The sequence below is a fragment of the Cellulophaga sp. L1A9 genome, assembly GCF_009797025.1.
Classification (GTDB): Bacteria; Bacteroidota; Bacteroidia; order Flavobacteriales; family Flavobacteriaceae; genus Cellulophaga.
This window is the reverse complement of record NZ_CP047027.1, coordinates 3082760-3100165: the sequence shown is the minus strand read 5'-3', so window position 1 is coordinate 3100165 and position 17406 is coordinate 3082760. Positions and strand designations below refer to the sequence as shown.

Annotated in this window: 13 protein-coding genes; 3 read left to right on the top strand and 10 right to left on the bottom strand. The window is 33.9% G+C overall.

Annotated features, from left to right (window positions below; genetic code table 11):
• Positions 1–269: 269 nt before the first annotated feature.
• The 3 genes from yidC to GQR94_RS13515 all read right to left on the bottom strand — a co-directional run bounded on the left by yidC (position 270) and on the right by GQR94_RS13515 (position 4138).
• Positions 270–2123: a membrane protein insertase YidC gene (yidC, locus tag GQR94_RS13525; RefSeq protein WP_158975991.1), complete on the bottom strand. Its 1854-nt coding sequence runs from the start codon at positions 2121–2123 to the stop codon at positions 270–272.
• 104 nt (positions 2124–2227) lie between these two features.
• Positions 2228–3841 (bottom strand): CTP synthase, encoded by a 1614-nt coding sequence (locus GQR94_RS13520; protein WP_158975990.1) that lies wholly within the window; start codon positions 3839–3841, stop codon positions 2228–2230.
• 60 nt (positions 3842–3901) lie between these two features.
• Positions 3902–4138, bottom strand: a complete 237-nt coding sequence (locus GQR94_RS13515; RefSeq protein ID WP_158975989.1) for a DUF3820 family protein — start codon at positions 4136–4138, stop codon at positions 3902–3904.
• Positions 4139–4360: 222 nt separating this feature from the next.
• On the opposite strand from GQR94_RS13515, the gene GQR94_RS13510 reads away from it, so the two are divergent.
• Positions 4361–5233 carry a hydroxypyruvate isomerase family protein gene (locus tag GQR94_RS13510; protein WP_158975988.1) on the top strand — a complete coding sequence of 291 codons (873 nt, stop codon included), beginning with the start codon at positions 4361–4363 and terminating at the stop codon, positions 5231–5233.
• A 13-nt stretch (positions 5234–5246) separates the two neighbouring features.
• On the opposite strand, the gene GQR94_RS13505 is transcribed toward GQR94_RS13510, so the two are convergent.
• The 4 genes from GQR94_RS13505 to guaA form a co-directional block, all read right to left on the bottom strand.
• Entirely contained in the window at positions 5247–5774 is a 528-nt protein-coding gene (locus GQR94_RS13505) for a DUF922 domain-containing protein (protein WP_158975987.1), read from the bottom strand.
• A complete protein-coding gene (locus GQR94_RS13500; protein WP_158975986.1) occupies positions 5762–6166 on the bottom strand; it encodes an OsmC family protein in 405 nt (134 codons plus the stop codon). The genes GQR94_RS13505 and GQR94_RS13500 overlap by 13 nt, the downstream gene beginning before the upstream one ends.
• 3 nt (positions 6167–6169) lie before the next feature.
• The gene (locus tag GQR94_RS13495) at positions 6170–8326 is read right to left on the bottom strand and encodes a LysM peptidoglycan-binding domain-containing protein (RefSeq protein WP_158975985.1); all 2157 of its coding nucleotides are present in this window, start codon (positions 8324–8326) and stop codon (positions 6170–6172) included.
• Between the two features lie 119 nt (positions 8327–8445).
• The gene (gene guaA / locus GQR94_RS13490) at positions 8446–9978 is read right to left on the bottom strand and encodes a glutamine-hydrolyzing GMP synthase (RefSeq protein WP_158975984.1); all 1533 of its coding nucleotides are present in this window, start codon (positions 9976–9978) and stop codon (positions 8446–8448) included.
• 141 nt (positions 9979–10119) lie between these two features.
• Here guaA and GQR94_RS13485 point away from each other — a divergent pair, with 141 nt between their 5' ends.
• A complete protein-coding gene (locus tag GQR94_RS13485; RefSeq protein WP_158975983.1) occupies positions 10120–10665 on the top strand; it encodes a pyridoxamine 5'-phosphate oxidase family protein in 546 nt (181 codons plus the stop codon).
• On the opposite strand, the gene GQR94_RS13480 is transcribed toward GQR94_RS13485, so the two are convergent.
• From GQR94_RS13480 to bshC, 3 genes are all read right to left on the bottom strand, one after another.
• Positions 10662–12032, bottom strand: a complete 1371-nt coding sequence (locus GQR94_RS13480) for an aminotransferase class V-fold PLP-dependent enzyme (RefSeq protein ID WP_158975982.1) — start codon at positions 12030–12032, stop codon at positions 10662–10664. The two genes, GQR94_RS13485 and GQR94_RS13480, sit on opposite strands and share 4 nt — an antisense overlap.
• A gap of 56 nt (positions 12033–12088) precedes the next feature.
• Entirely contained in the window at positions 12089–13039 is a 951-nt protein-coding gene (locus GQR94_RS13475) for a glycosyltransferase family 90 protein (RefSeq protein WP_233268315.1), read from the bottom strand.
• 112 nt (positions 13040–13151) lie between these two features.
• Complete coding sequence (gene bshC, locus GQR94_RS13470; protein WP_158975981.1) at positions 13152–14753, bottom strand: bacillithiol biosynthesis cysteine-adding enzyme BshC; 1602 nt, start codon at positions 14751–14753, stop codon at positions 13152–13154.
• A 161-nt stretch (positions 14754–14914) separates the two neighbouring features.
• On the opposite strand from bshC, the gene GQR94_RS13465 reads away from it, so the two are divergent.
• Complete coding sequence (locus GQR94_RS13465; protein WP_158975980.1) at positions 14915–17371, top strand: M14 family metallopeptidase; 2457 nt, start codon at positions 14915–14917, stop codon at positions 17369–17371.
• Positions 17372–17406 lie beyond the last annotated feature (35 nt).

Genomic DNA, 17406 nt, shown 5'->3' with positions numbered 1-17406 from the left:
TGCCTAAATTGGTCTCAAACATTACCTAAACCATAAAAGCTGCTAATTAAATTTAGCAGCTTTTTTACTTCCTACAAATTCCTTAAGACAACACGATAAGATTATTTAATATACATAATTGCGCGTTTGGCAACTATTATTTTAAAAAACTAGGTCTTTATCGCATCTTTGAAGTCCCAAATCTTACCAAACCAACCTCAATAAAAAAGCTCCTAAGCAAGACTTAAATCTTGACAAAGGAGCTTTTTTTATTCTAAAGTTCTTTAGGCTTATTTCTTAGCGTTCTTTTGAGTTTCAGCCTGTTCCATCATTTCACGCATTTTACGTTGAAACTTATTTTCTTTTTTAGGCTTCTTCTTATTTTCTTGAATTTGCGCATGAATTTTAGCATCATCAAGAATAAAATTCTTTATCGCTAACATAATAAATATGGTAATTAAGTTAGAGATGAAATAATACAAACTCAATCCACTAGCATACCCGTTGAAGAATACCAACATCATAAGTGGAGACAAATACATAATAAACTTCATGTTTGGCATCCCTGGTTGTTGTGTCATATTCTGACCCGTAGTCATCATCATATAAAAGAAAATTGCAATAGATGCTAAAATCGGGAACAAACTCACGTGATCCCCATAAACAGGTATTGTAAATGGCAACTGCGCTATTACATCATAAGACGACAAATCATCTGCCCATAAAAATGGTTTTTGACGCAATGCAAAAGAAGTTGGAAAGAAACTGAAAAGTGCATAAAAAATAGGCATTTGAATTAACGCCGGGATACAACCACTTAGCGGACTTACGCCTGCTTTGTTATTCAGCTTCATTGTTTCCTGCTGTTTTTTCATTGCATTATCCTTATACTTTTCGTTAATCTCTGCAATTTCAGGTTTTAATACCTTCATTTTAGCTTGAGATAAGTACGATTTGTACGTCACCGGAGACATTGCTAAACGTACCATTATAGTCATAATGATAATTGCGATCCCCGCAGGTAACATTCCGCTTAAAAAAGTAAATAACGGCGTAAACACATACCTGTTAATCAATCCAAAGATCCCCCAACCAAAAGGAATAGAATCTTCTAAATTTAATTCTTTGTACTGTGCCAATACTTTTACATCCGTAGGTCCATAATACCAATTCATTGCATAGCTCAACTCACCACCTTCTAATTCCAAGGGCATATCAGAAGCATAATCTTTCATATACTTTTGCGTATGCGATTCTTCTTCCACCAAATTCCTAGAAAACAAATTTGCTGTTTTAAAAGGCGTATCTGTAACCAAAATAGAACTAAAGAAATGCTGACGGTAGGATAACCATTTTACGTTTTCTTCTGTTTCTTCATCCTCATCACTACTATCTGATAATTTACTTATTTTCCCATCCTCATGACTATACGTTAGTCTCGTATATCTGTTGGAATATTTGATGCTTTTAGAATGGCGAATCGCTTTTAATTTCCAATCTAAATTAATAGGCTTGGTATTATTTATAACACTACTTAGTCCTTGAGATTTAATAGAAAAATCTAATAAATAATCATCCGGTTTCATTTCATATCGATATTCTAAAAACTGGTTTTCAGAAATTTTGGCTTTCATAGAAAGCACTTGATTCTCTCCACTCGTAGTTAATGAAGGTTCAAAGAATAAATCGGCAGTATTTAAGGTGCGATTATCATTTGTAGAAAAATTTAATGCAAAAGAAGCATTCCCGTCTTTTACCAAATAAACAGGTATTGAATCATAGGTGGTAAAATTTTTCATTTTAGCCTCTATAATTTGCCCTCCTTTATTGCTAATTTTCAAATAAACCAGACTGTTTTCTAAAACTGTCGTTTCTTCTGATGGTTTTGTAAATGCAAAAGCACCAATGGTTCCTTTATAGTTAGCTACTGCAGTAGAATCTTGTAAATTTAATACAGGTGCTTTTTGTTCTGTATTCGCTTCAACTTTTTCTTCTTTTGCTTTAGCATCAACCTGTTCTTGCTCTACTTTTTTTGCTGCTACTTCTTCGTCTGATGGTTGGTTTTGCCAAAACATAAAAAGCAAAATTCCAAAAATCAATACAAAACCAATTATTGACTTGACGTCTAATTTCTTTTCTTCCATTTATCACTATTAAAAAAACCTTATGCTTTTATTGTGCATTTCTAGGTTCGAATCGAAGCAAATATAGCCCCAATTCTATTGTTTGTGCCATAGTGGCAGTAATCTTAAATTTTATGGTCTAATGCTGCTTTTACAAAACCCACAAATAAAGGATGTGGATTTAATACTGTACTCTTATATTCAGGATGATACTGAACACCTATAAACCAAGGGTGTTTAGGAATTTCTACAATCTCCACAAGACCCGTATCTTTATTTACTCCTGAAGCAATCATTCCTGCCTTTTCAATTTCTTCTTTGTAATCGTTATTAAACTCGTAACGATGACGGTGACGTTCTGAAATTTCTGCGGCACCATGGTAAATTTCACTTGCAAGACTTCCTTTTTTCAAGGTACAGTCCCAGCTCCCTAAACGCATAGTTCCACCTTTATTTGTAATATTCTTCTGAGCTTCCATTAAATTGATCACAGGATGCTCTGTGCTCTCTTGCATTTCTGTAGAGGTTGCATCTTTATATCCTAGCACATTTCTAGAAAATTCTATAACCGCCATTTGCATACCCAAACAAATACCTAAAAAAGGAATATTGTTTTCTCTTGCATATTGTACGGCTCTAATTTTACCTTCTATACCTCTTTCTCCAAAACCGGGAGCAACTAAAATACCATTCAAGCCTTTTAATTTAGACTCAAAGTTTTTATCATTGATATGTTCTGAATGGATAGAACGTACGTTAACTTTAACTTCATTAACCGCACCAGCATGAATAAATGATTCTAAAATAGATTTATAAGAATCTTGTAATTCTACATATTTACCTACTAAACCAATAGTAACCTCATGCTTAGGGTTTTTATGTTTATTCAAAAACTGATTCCATTGATCAAGATTGGGTCTAGTAGTATCTGGCAATCCCAAACGTTGCAAAGTTACCGTATCTAATCCCTCTTGTTGCATTAAGATAGGCACATCGTAAATTGTAGAAGCATCAATAGACTGAATAACAGCTTCTCTTTTTACATTGCAAAACAAGGCTAGTTTATGTTTTATTTCATCCGAAATTTCGTGTTCTGTTCTACAGACAAGAATATCAGCCTTAATTCCGCTTTCCATTAAAGTCTTCACAGAGTGTTGTGTCGGTTTTGTTTTTAATTCACCGGCAGCAGATAAATAAGGAACTAAGGTTAAATGTATTACAATTCCATTATTATCACCCAATTCCCAAAGTAACTGACGCACAGCTTCTATGTATGGTAAGGACTCAATATCGCCTACGGTACCGCCTATTTCTGTAATAACAATATCATAATCTCCACTTTTCCCTAAAATTTGGATTCTTTCTTTGATTTCGTTGGTTATATGCGGCACAACCTGAACTGTTTTACCTAAAAACTCCCCTCTACGCTCTTTTTCAATAACACTTTGGTAAATTCTACCCGTAGTTACATTATTTGCTTGAGAAGTTGTTGTATTTAAGAAACGTTCGTAATGTCCAAGATCTAAATCGGTCTCAGCACCATCATCTGTTACATAACATTCCCCATGTTCATAAGGATTTAATGTACCTGGATCAACATTTATATATGGATCTAATTTTTGAATGGTAGTTCTATATCCTCTGGCCTGTAATAACTTGGCTAGAGAAGCAGCGATAATACCTTTACCGAGTGAAGAAGTAACCCCACCGGTTACGAAAATATATTTTGTCTGTGACATGAAGCGTTAGGTTGTTTTCTTAACGCAAGCAAAAATACAAATTGCTACCACATATATTGCTTATTGTTTAGGAAAATCTTTCTGAATTTTATAGATAAGCCCTTCTAGGCCATTTATTTTTATCTCCGTCATAGCTTTTAGCAAGTCTCCCAACTTCCCTTCTGGGAATCCTTTTTGTTGAAACCATATTAAATAGGGTTCTGGAAGCGCCACCAAATAGCGTCCTTTATACTTTCCGAAGGGCATGCGATAATGCGCTAATTCAATTAACTTACGTGTATCTGGTTTTATTTCCATGAAAATAATTAGTATAAAAACCCGTTTGAATTTATTGCCATAAAATTATTCATTTTAAAAGTAGAAATGCTTAGATTATACATCTAATTTGATGAATCGCTAAATAGTGCTAAATTAATAGCCTTATTAATTGAGAAGCTACTTGATTTTATTAAATGTCTAAATTACATTTATTCGATAAAATAATTTATATTTGAAACTCATCTGCTAAAAAATTTGAAAATGGAAAGACGTAAATTTATTGGAACTGCTGCTATAGGATCATTAGGCATTGTTTCTTGTAAAGCCGCAACTGCTTCTATAGATGATTCCCAAAACAAAGATTTTGTGTTAAAAAACAATATCAATCACAGTGTTTGCCGCTGGTGTTTCAATAAAATTCCATTTGAAGACTTCTTAAAAACATTAAATGAGCTCGGCATTAAGTCGATTGATTTGACTGGGCCAGAAGAATGGCCATTAATGAAGAAATACAATATTCATGCAGCTATGTGTTGGGGCGCTGGAAAAGGGATTATGGAAGGCTGGAACGATCCAAAATTACATGTAGAGTTAATTGCAGATTACAAAAAAATAATTCCTAAAGTAGCAGAGGCTGGCTACACCAATCTAATTTGTTTTAGTGGAAATAGAAATGGTATGGAAGATAAGGTTGGTCTTAAAAACTGTGCAGATGGTCTAAAAAAAATTATGCCTTTAGCCGAAAAACATGGTGTTGTACTCCAAATGGAACTCCTTAATTCAAAAATTGACCATAAGGATTACATGTGTGATACCTCCACTTGGGGGATTGAATTATGTAAAGAGATTGGTTCTGAAAATTTTAAGTTGCTTTATGATATTTATCACATGCAAATTATGGAAGGTGATGTTATTCGGAATATTGAAGATAATCATCAATACTTCGGACATTACCACACTGCTGGAGTCCCAGGAAGATATGAAATTGACGAAACACAGGAATTATATTACCCTGCAATTATGCGTGCCATTTTATCGACAGGTTATACGGGGCATGTAGCTCAAGAATTTATTCCAAAAAAAGATGATAAAATTGATTCTCTAAAGCAAGGGTTTCTAATATGTGATGTCTAGTAAACCACACGTATTAGTCCTTCAATAGAGTATCAAGCTTAATTTCCCATAGCTGTTGTTGCTCTCGGTTGCGAGAAAAATTAGTTTCAGAATCGTATAGGTTCTGATATTCATTAAGCTCTTTATTAATTTGATTATAAACTACCTTCACTTCTGACTTTGCATTTGTGGTGAATGTAGTTTTATTTAATCGGTCTAAAAACTTCCTAGCATACAGTTCCGTGATATCAAAATGTAGCTGTTCATGTTTTAAAATAATTGCATCACATACTTCTGAACGGTACCACGATTCATTGGGATAAAAATGTGATAACACTGTAAAATTCACCTCAACAACGTCATCATTTTTCCGAAGTGTTGAAAAGCTATAGGTTAAACCACTTGCGGTTACAGCAGCTGCTCTGGTATTTGTAGGTTCTCCTTTAAAATCTGCCCAACTCAATTTTGCACCTGCATCCCATAGTATAATCTCTTCATCTTGAGCCGATAACGGCAAGATAAATAAGAAAAGAAAAAATGGTATTTTTTTTATAAATCCCAATGGAACGTAATTACTTTTTCAATATCTGGATGTAAACTAAAATGCACAGGGCATGTATTTGCAGTATGTTCTAAGATTTTTCTGTTTTTGTCAGAAATAGCATTAGGCAAATTTAGCACAACTTCTATTTTAGAAATCCTTCTAGGTTCTGTAGCCATGTGTTTAGTTACGCCTGCTGTAGCTCCCTTTAGCGCTACCCCCAAACCGTTAGCCTTAATTCCCATCATAGTAATCATACAACTTGCCAAGCCCGTTGCTACAGTATCTGTAGGAGAAAAAGCCTGACTTAACCCATTATTGTCTATAGGAGCATCGGTAGTAAAGGTATCACCTGAAGCCAAATGCTCACAACTATTTCTCAATTCCCCTAAGTAGGTAACTTTTGCTGTCATTTATTAATCTAATTGTTTAATCCACATTTCATCATAAGCCATTATATAACTTGAATGGTTACGATATCCCGTTGCACCATCCCTTGTATAATTAAACTTATTAGCACTATATTTTGTTTCTCCAACAAACTTTGATGCTTCAAAAAGATTCTGTTTGTAGGCCAATTTCAGTAAAATATCAAAAGTAATATCAAAACCTCTACGTGCAAATTTATCCGGAGATTTCCCCTTATTCATTCTTTTATAAGCTGATTCGAATGAATCATTTTTATCTTCTCCATCTACAGAAGGATAAGTAAATGACAAGTAGGATAAATGTGTATGGTTTATTTTATCACTATCAAAAGCTTTTCCTTTGTTGGTTGTAAATACACGAATTTTTCTTTTATCGGTAATGGATGAATTCAAAACAGAAATTACACTATTAATTGTATTTAATTGATCTGTTTCTAAGAAAACCCAATTCTCTTCAGTTGAAGATAACAATGCAACAATTTTATCTTTCATTGCATATTTTTCTACTAATTGCAAGGATTTAGCTTTTGGAAATTCTTGGACAATCAATTGTTTTGTTGCCTTGTGTTCATCATCAGCAATAACTACAATATTTTCTGTCCCTCTATTTTCTTTAACATACGCAAACATATGCTTCATCAAATCATTATCTGAAGGAACGGTATAAAAAACATTAGATAAACTAATCTCACTTTTAGCAGGTAAAGGGGCTATCACTGGAACTTGGTTTTGTCCAACACGCACCGCCACTTCTTGCAATGATTGAGAATCAAGAGGACCTATTATTGCATCAGCATTTCTAAATTCTGGCTTTAATAGTAATGCTCTAGTTTTTTCAACGCTCTTTTCCGTATCATAAACAGTTACATTAACGGTAAGTCCTAATTTTTTTATAGAATCTAAAGCTACTAATGCTCCACTATACAAGCCTAAACTATAGTTCGCATCTTTTCTCTTAACGATAGCATCACTAGCGGATGTTTTATTACTAACATCAATCATATCCAATCTAAAAGGCAACATAATTACCAAATTAGGCTTCGTTGTAAGATTCATTTTACTAACAAGATCTACATTTTCTATAATTAAGGAGTTTTTTACTTCAAAATCTCCAGCACTATCTTTTGGAATTTTTAAAACCATTCCTGCTTTCAAACCATTTTGAAGTTCAGGATTTAGCGCTAGTAATTCTTTATAAGAAAGCCCTAATTTTCTATTCAAAGAATATTCTCCTTCACCCTGTTTAACTTCATAGAAATTAAAATTCTCAGTATTCACAGATTTTGTATCTGTTTTTTTCTGTGGTATTCTAATTACCATCCCCTCTTGCAAGCCTCTCTCTTTAACCTCTGGATTCAACGCTTTAATTTCCGCTTCCTTAGCTCCAAATTCTTTTTCAATAGAATAAAACCCTTTTTTTGCAGGAACTGTATACGAAATAAACAGCTGTGAAGTTTGATCCGCTATTGTACTCCCCGCTTTTTTAGGCAAACGTAATTCCTGACCAGAAGCTAAATAGGTATCTTCTTTAGATAAATCTGGATTAAGCACTAAAAGACTGTCAATGGTAATTCCGTATTTGTTAACGATAGACCATCTTGTTTCCTTTGGTTTCACCGTATACATTTCAAAAAGATCATTATCAAAAGGATTTTCCTCTGGTTTCATCTTTTTATACTTAGGAATTTTCAAAGTCATTCCTTTTTTAAGTTGTACAGAGTACAACTCTTTATTGTATTTTTTTATAGCATCCTGACTAACGTCAAATTTTTCTGACAAACGAAAAAGATTGTCTTTCCTCTTCACTTTATAGGATATAAAGCTCGTTGGTTCTTGTTGCACTATGACAACACTTTGATCTGCCCCGTTACCACTAGTTGTTTTTACTGCAACCCCAGAAGATTCCGCCGCTTTCGCATCTAAAGGAATAATCAAAATTGTATTCGGTTTTAATTCCGTTACATTTTTTATTTCCTTATTCAGGTTTAGAATACTCTGTGGTGTTGTTTTATACTGTGTAGAAATACTATGAATGGTTTCCCCTTTTTTCACGGAATGAGTTGTGAATTTTTGAGCAACTGCCGAAAAGCTTACCAACATAAACAATAGGGTTGGTAAAAAGTATTTCGCGAATGGTCTCTGCATCTTTATATATTTTCTTTAGTATTGAATTTACACCATTGAAATAACAACTATACGTTTATATAATCACTACGACATCAATAGTTTTAATATCAAATTATTTTAATTATTATTTTTCAAAATTACTCCCACTCAATTGTTGCTGGTGGTTTTGAACTAATATCATATACCACTCTATTTACGCCTCTAACTTTATTTATAATATCGTTAGAAGTTTTTTGCAAAAACTCATATGGTAAATTTACCCAATCCGCAGTCATACCATCAGTACTTTCTACTGCGCGTAAAGCTACACATTTTTCATAAGTTCTTTCATCTCCCATTACCCCTACACTATTTACGGGTAAAAGCATTGCGCCGGCCTGCCATACTTTATCATAAAGCCCTGCACTCTTTAATCCATTTATAAAGATAGCATCTACTTCTTGTAAAATTGCCACCTTTTCACGCGTAATATCTCCTAGAATTCTAATAGCAAGACCAGGTCCGGGAAAAGGGTGCCTTCCTAACAATAGCGGATCTAAGCCCATACTTGCTCCTACTCTACGTACTTCATCTTTAAACAACATACGTAATGGCTCTACCACACTTAATTTCATAAAATCTGGTAAACCACCAACATTATGATGACTTTTTATAGTTGCAGATGGTCCTCCTGTTGCAGAAACTGACTCAATAACATCTGGATAAATAGTTCCTTGTGCCAACCATTTTGCATTTTCTACTAAATGTGACTCATCATCAAAAACTTCTATAAATACACGTCCAATTATTTTTCGCTTTTTCTCAGGATCACTCTCTCCTGCCAACTCATCCAAAAAGCGTGCCGAAGCATCTACACCTTTCACATTAAGTCCCATTCCTTCGTATTGCTCCAATACACTTGGAAACTCATCTTTACGAAGCAATCCATTATTTACGAATATACAGTGTAAATTTTTCCCAATTGCTTTATGCAATAACATAGCAGCCACAGAAGAATCTACACCTCCCGAAAGTCCTAATATAACCTTATCTGTCCCTATCTTTTCTTTTAATTGTGCTACTGTAGTCTCTACAAAAGAATCTGGTGTCCATGTTTGTGCTACTCCTGCAATATGTACTAAAAAGTTTTCTAGTAATTGTTTTCCATCTTTAGAATGATATACTTCTGGATGAAACTGAATAGCGTACGTATCTTCACCTTCCAATCTGTAAGCCGCATTTTCTACATCACTGGTGCTTGCTAAACGCGTTGCATTTGCAGGCAATTCTTTTATGGTATCAGAATGACTCATCCACACTTGACTCCCTACATTAATACTCTCAAAGAAAGGCTCGTCCGATTTTACAAATGATAAATTAGCTCTCCCATACTCTCTAGTATTTGATGGCGCTACATTACCTCCTTGAAAATGTGCTAAATACTGCGCTCCGTAGCAAACTGCCAACATTGGTTTTTTACCTTGTATCTGAGATAAATCGGGATGCGGAGCATCTTCTGCTCTCACTGAAAAAGGAGAACCAGAAAGTATCACTGCTTTATAGGTTGATAAATCTTCTGGAAGTTTATTGTAAGGCTTAATCTCACAAAAAATATTAAGCTCTCTAACTCTTCTAGCTATGAGTTGTGTGTACTGAGAACCAAAATCTAAAATCAGGACGTTATTTTGCATCCGCAAAAATAGTAAAATGTAAATTTTAGAAAAGGTTCTTTTCGTTATATTTATATAAAAATTTCCAACACCCTTTTTTATAGCCCCTTAGAACCGTTTTTTTTTATGGGATAAATCATTTTTGAAACAAATAAATACCGAATGACTTTAGCACTATTTACCGAGATAAAAGAAGAGTTAAAAAAAGGGATTACCGTGTTTGGCCACCCCTTCCGATTATTCACCTTAGGTACCGTAGGATTAGATAAAATGGCCCGATTGCGTACGGTAGTATTACGTGACGTTTCAGAAAATTTAGACCTGAGTTTCTTCACAGACAAACGATCTAAAAAAGTAATCCATATAACAGAAAACCCTAAAGTCAGCATTTTGCTTTACCATCCTGAAAAAAGAATACAGTTAAAGATTGAAGGCAATGCTTTTGTTGTAAAAAGTGATAAAAAAATTGCCAAATACTGGAATCAGATAAAAGACGATGCTAAAAATGACTACACAACAACGCTCGCCCCGGGAAGTACTATAAATAGCCTAGCAGAAATATCGTACTTAAACGAGGACAATCACTTTTGTTTAATAACCATTGAAGCGCATAAAATTGAGTATCTAAAATTAGACCAACCAAATCACGTAAAAATTAGATATTCTAAAGAAGAAAACAATTGGAAAGGCGAATTTTTAGTACCTTAATGCATGGTAGCTAAAATATCAGAAATATCTTTTTGTGTAGTGTCTGGGTTGATAAAACAAAAACGAGCTACGGTTTCAAACTCGTCTCCCTTTTTCCATTTTGTCGGTGTCACTAAAGCAAAACCCTTTCTGTGATTTTCATAGGTCCAGTTTCTATAATCTTCCGGAGTCCAGCCTTTTCTTCTAAAAAGCACACAGGACAAACTAGGCTCACGAACTAATTCTACATGCTCATCTTTGGTAATTAAATCACCCGCAGTATTTGCTAAAGTGATACCACATTCTACCGCCCACTTATACTTCTCTACACCATGCATTGCTAATGAAAACCATAAAGGCAAGCCCCTTAGTCTTCTTGTTAACTGAATTTGATAATCGGACGGGTTAAAACCATGAGCCCCTTCATCTTTAAAAATTTCTAGATAAGACCCTTCTTGGGAATGTGCAGCCTTTGCAATTTCTGGATTTTTATATAAAATAGCACCGCAATCGTATGGAGAGAACAACCACTTATGCGGATCTATCGTGATACTATCTGCTTTTTCAATCCCTTTAAATAAATGACGAACAGAATCTGCTAACAAAGCTCCACCACCATACGCACCATCTACATGAAACCAAAAATTGTGTTGTACACAAAAATCTGCAATTCCGTCTAAATCGTCTATAATACCCGCATTAGTAGTTCCAGCAGTTGCTACTACAGCGAAAACCCTACTTTGCTTATCTCCGAGTAGGTTCTTAAATAAGATTTTCAAATCCTCTGCATCCATTCTTTCTTCAGAAGGCACCAATAGAATTTCGGCATCCATAACTTTAGCCATGGCTTTTACAGAAGAATGTGCTCCCACAGAAGCTATAATAATTCCTTTTTTATCGTTATTTATTGGATCTTGTCTCCAGTTTTCACGTGCAGCTACCATTGCTGATAAATTTGCAGCAGTTCCTCCACTGGTAAAAACTCCGAAAGATCCTTCTGGCATTCCTGTCAAAGAAACCAACCAATGCATTGCTTCATTCTCACAAAAAATACCTCCCGCACCTTCCATCCAATAGGCCCCATGAATACTAGACGCAGAGGTAACCAAATCAAACATAATAGCTGCTCGCGTAGGAGATGCTGGTACAAAGGCCAAATGTCTAGGATGATCTATAGGCACTGTTGCTTTCACTAGAACATCACGAAATAATTGAAATGCTTTTTCACCACCAATACCTTCAGAAGTAATTGTTTCCCCTACCAAAGCTTTTAACTCTTCTTCTTTTTTTGGTTGCCCAAGTTCTGGAGATGTTTTTGTAATCCGATTGATTACATATTTCATGACATCCAATGTCATTTCAACTAATTCTATATCTATATTGTGCACGCTAAAAGTATATTAACATTAATAAAAAGAATCCTTTTCCCTAAAATGAAAAGAACCTAAAATTTATAATAATCTTTTTGATTTGATAGTTGGGCATATCTCTCCAGAACTTTCACACAAAGTAAATCTTCTAGCTTTTTATTTTGAAAACGCTTAACATGTTCATGTGCATTATTAATAATTGCTTGAGCTTCTTTTTCATTTTCTATGTAATATTGAATTTTTTCTTCCAGATCCGAACAATCACTGGCAACTTCAACATAATGAACACCCGCTTCTAAAACACCTTCCATAAACCAAGTTTCATAATTTGGCTTCGGCATAATACATAAGGAATTTGAAGACATAACCCATTTTAGACTCGTAGCAACATCATTCCCTTCTGGACAAAAGATAAATTTATATTTTAATTGCTCCTCAACGGATAAAAAATCTTTAACCCAAGGCTTCGGGGCATCCAATTTATTTATCTGACCCACATTACAAAGTGGATGATCATGGAAATTTTTAACAAAATCTGTTCTTAACGCATGCCAAGCTAAGCCTCTCCACACCATTTTATCTTTCTTTTTAGAAAAATCTAGCGTATCATTCACCCATCTAAAATGCCTTCTTTTATTTAATTTATATAAAATGGAATTCGCATTATTTCCATATATCGGTCTAGCCTTAAATAACGTAGGGTAGTCATTTATATGAGTTTCGTCTCCAAAATAATAGGCAAATTTTATGTGTGAACTAAAAAAATTAATAAACTCTTTAAAGTCTAAATAATAGGTAGTACTTTTTGTTTTTCTAAAATCTTGAACTGCGACAGCTTCTTGTGGGACTTCAAAAACGGTATCTACTTTAAAATAATAATCTAATCTTGCATTCAATTCCTTTTTATCACATTCTAGCTCATATTCTTTTAAAGAATTAAAAAGCTTCTTAAAGTAAGAATCAGGTAATGCATTCTTTAAAAAATTCTTCAGGTAATAAAATAACTTGATGTCGTCTAATTTCATAGGAAACAAAAATATTAAGATAAATCGGAATTTTCCTAAAGAATAATTTAATATTCAAAAAGTATCTCATGCAGATTAACATTTTTAATCATACCACATCCTACAAAGCATTTTAAAAAATTAAAATCTCAAAATCTTTAGATAACGGCTTTAAACTCTTTACCAAAGCAGGAATTAATTGATCCCCATATTCTAAATAAAATTGCGAAAAATTCTGTTGCCTTTCTTGCAAGGATTTATTCGGAAATAAATCATTTTGAAGTTCCGTAATTCTTATTACATGGTCTTTTAGTTTTCGCTTCTGCGCTTTCAATAAACGTTTTTCTAAGTATTCCAATCCTTTTATTTGCTTTACCTCCTGTGCTTTTACTGCTCCTAAAAAAGATTTATCCGTTTGTGTTGCTAAATCATACAAGGCTTCAAATTGAACTTTCAAAAGGTCTTTTTGGGGAGAAAAATCAATATCTATATTAGAAATAGCTCTAACCCTCTTATTAATAAATGTATTCTGCTTTAGAAACAAGTCAGAAACTTTTAAATCTAACTTCGCAATTTTCTCGCTTTGCTTACCAGGTATCAAAAGTGCAGAATTCCGTAATAAAAGCATCGGAAAGGTAATAGCTACGGCATCAAAATAAGACTTAAGCTCTAACCAATATGCGAGCTCTCCTCCCCCACCAATATAACACAAATTAGGCAAAATAACTTCTTGATATAAAGGGCGGCATACCACATTTGGTGAAAAACGCTCTGGATGATTTTCTAACTCACGCAGCACCTCATCTTTTGTAAACGATATCTTAGTATCATTCACGAAATAAGTGCCATGTTGTTCTATAATTCGTTCCCGAACCCCATCTATCAAATAAAAATAATTGATTTCTCTGGGATTTACTTGAATCCCATAATTTTCAGGTAAAGTATTTAAAGCTTCAATACTTTTAGTAACGGCTTTAAACGATTTTTCCTCAAGTAAATCTGACTTTACATAAGGAATAAGTAATTTCTTTAAGGCTATATCATCTCCATCTACAATAACCAACCCATACTCTTTAAATAACTCGTTTGCTAAAAAACGTGTAGCATCAGTTAAATTGGTATGTTTTACATATGCATTTGTAAAAAGCTCTTTTAAAAATTCAGCATTTTTACTCCCTCCTAATTCTGCAGCCAGTGTTTCACTCAATACTTCTAATCCCTGAGTATCTAAACGCCCAACACCTCCAGAAGCTTCTTTATTCCACTGAATTTTTTTACCGTTGAGATTAAAATAATTAATCTCATCAAAATCGTGATCTTCGGTAGCCATCCAATACACGGGCACAAAATTATATTGCGCATGTTTTTCCTTTAATGCAACCGTAAGATTTATAGTAGCTATAATTTTATACAAGAAGTATAAAGGCCCTGTAAATAAATTTAGCTGATGCCCCGTTACAATCGTAAAGGTATTTTCTTCTTTTAAAAGTTGAATGTTTATTTTGGTTGCAGTACTAGAATCAACCCCTTTATATTGCTTATTTAATGCTTCTGATAGAACTGCGCGATTAATTTTTGGAAAATTTTTCTGCTTTTCAATGATTTGCGCTTCAAAATTCTCAAAAGCCGGAAATCTATTATAAAAAGGTTTCAGTGAGTCCGCTTCTTCTAAATAATCACACATTATTTTTGAAAAATACCCAGTTTGTTTGAATGGAATACCATCAATCTTCATAATTCTATTTAAAAATGGTTGTAAAGGTAAAATTCTTAAAGCATACCAGAATCTAAAAATACGTTAAGAAGTTAAATTTTCTAGCATAAATTAAATTTTATATCCCTTATATTTCTTCCTGATATTATTGTTAAATTTGAGTAAAATCAAACTAACACCACATGAAAAGAATTTTAGTCGCACTTTTTCTTACTGCTTACATTGCAACCAACGCTCAAAACATAAAATCTCCCTCAGAATTTCTAGGGTATGAATTGGGAACAGAATTTTCTAGACACCATGAAGTTGTAGATTATTACACTTATTTGGCGAACACAGTTTCAGACAGAGTTTTACTAAAACCTTACGGAAAAACAAACGAAAGAAGACCATTAGTACTTGCCTATATCTCTTCTCCTGAGAATATTAAAAATATTGAAGCCATACGCACCAACCATTTAAAAAACACAAAAGGTGAAGGCAATGCAGAAATTGCCATTGTATGGTTAAGTTATAATGTACATGGTAATGAAAGTGTGAGCACAGAAGCTTCAATGCAAACGATCTATGAACTTTTGACGAATAAAGCATCCTACCTTGAAAATACAGTAGTTATTATAGATCCATGTATTAACCCTGATGGCCGTGATCGATATGTAAATTGGTATAACGAAAATAGGAATACACCTAATAATGTTGACCCAAAAAGTAAAGAACATCACGAAGGTTGGTTAAACGGTAGAGCTAACCACTACATGTTCGATTTAAATAGAGATTGGGCATGGTTAACTCAAGTTGAAAGTCAGCAACGCTTGAAAGTGTATAATCAATGGTTGCCTCATGTTCATGTAGATTTTCATGAACAAGGAGTTGATTCTCCGTATTATTTTGCTCCTGCAGCAGAACCTTACCATGAAGTGATTACTAATTTCCAAAGAGATTTTCAAGTAACCATTGGTAAAAACCATGCGAAATATTTTGATGAAAACGGATGGTTTTATTTTACCAAAGAGGTGTTTGATTTATTCTACCCAAGTTATGGCGACACCTACCCGCTGTACAATGGAGCTATAGGAATGACCTATGAGCAAGGAGGTAGCGGAAGAGCAGGATTAGGTATTTTAACACGAAGTGGAGACACACTAACCCTAAAAGATAGAATTGATCATCATTTCACCACAGGAATATCTACTGTTGAAGTTGCATCAAGTAGTGCAAAAAAACTAAATGAAGAATTTAAGAAATTCTATACCAATAAAAATTTTAAATATAAAAGCTATGTACTCAGCGGTTCTGATGACAAAGTAAAGGCGTTAATGCAATTATTAGAAAAACATGAGATTGAATACGGATGGTCTGATGCTACCACAGTAAAAGGTTTTAATTACGCTAGTGGAAAAGTAAAAAGCAGTAAAACAAAAGGTCAAGCTTTAATTGTTTCTACGGACCAACCTAAAGGAACTTTGGTAAAAGTATTGTTTGAGCCAAATGCCAAACTAAGTGATTCTTTAACCTATGACATAACCGCTTGGTCCTTACCTTATGCTTATGGACTTGATGCCATTGCTTCTGAAACGAAAGTAAATGCCATGAGCAATACTATCAAAAAAGAGAACGCTAAAAATATTATTTCGGAAAATACCTATGCCTATGTAGGTGATTGGAACAGTATGAACGATGCGCGTTTTTTAGCAGCTTTATTAAAAGAAAATATTAAAGTGAAATTTGCTAGAAAACCTTTTACATTAGAAGGTAAAAAATACGAACGTGGTAGTTTAATCATTACAAAGTCTGATAATAGAAACAAAAAAGATTTTACAACTAAACTTTCCGAAATTTCAAGTAATCACGATAAACTTTTAACAGGAACTTCTACTGGATTTGTAGATAGAGGTGATGATTTTGGTTCAGATTCTGTTCATTTAATTAAGAATAGTAAAATAGCAGTTCTTACCGGAAAACCTACTAGCACCTTACAGTTCGGTGAAGTATGGCACTTTTTTGAAAAACAATTAAACTATCCGGTTACCATACTGGAAAGCGATTATTTAAACGCTGAAGACTTAGAAGAATACGATATTTTAATATTGCCAGATGGCCGATATGGACGTTTTATGACGAACAGCACTAAGAAAGAACTAAAAGAATGGGTAAAGAATGGTGGTAAACTAATTGCAATGGGAGGAGCTATTGAAGGACTTGAAGGCGACAATGGTTTTGGAATAAAAAGTAAAAAAATCGAAAAAGATACTACTAAAACAGAACGTTTAATCACTTTTGAAAACTCCGAACGAGAAGGGATTAAAGATTTAATTACAGGTGCAATTTTTAAAACTAAAGTTGATAACACAAATCCATTAGCTTTTGGGTATGACGACACTTATTTCACCTTAAAATTAGGCGATGATGCCTTTGATTATTTAAAAGAAGGTAATGCCGTATATCTAGAAGACATCACTATTCCTGTTGCAGGATTTGCAGGAAGTGAAGCACAAAAAAGAATCGCAAAAACTTTAGTATTTGGCACTGAAAACTATGGCCGTGGTCAAGTCGTTTACATGGTAGACAATCCATTATTTAGAGGGTTCTGGGAAAACGGAAAATTGTTTTTTGCGAATGCTTTGTTTATGGTTGATTAAATAAAGGTATCCCTGATAAAAATAAAAGAAAAGAG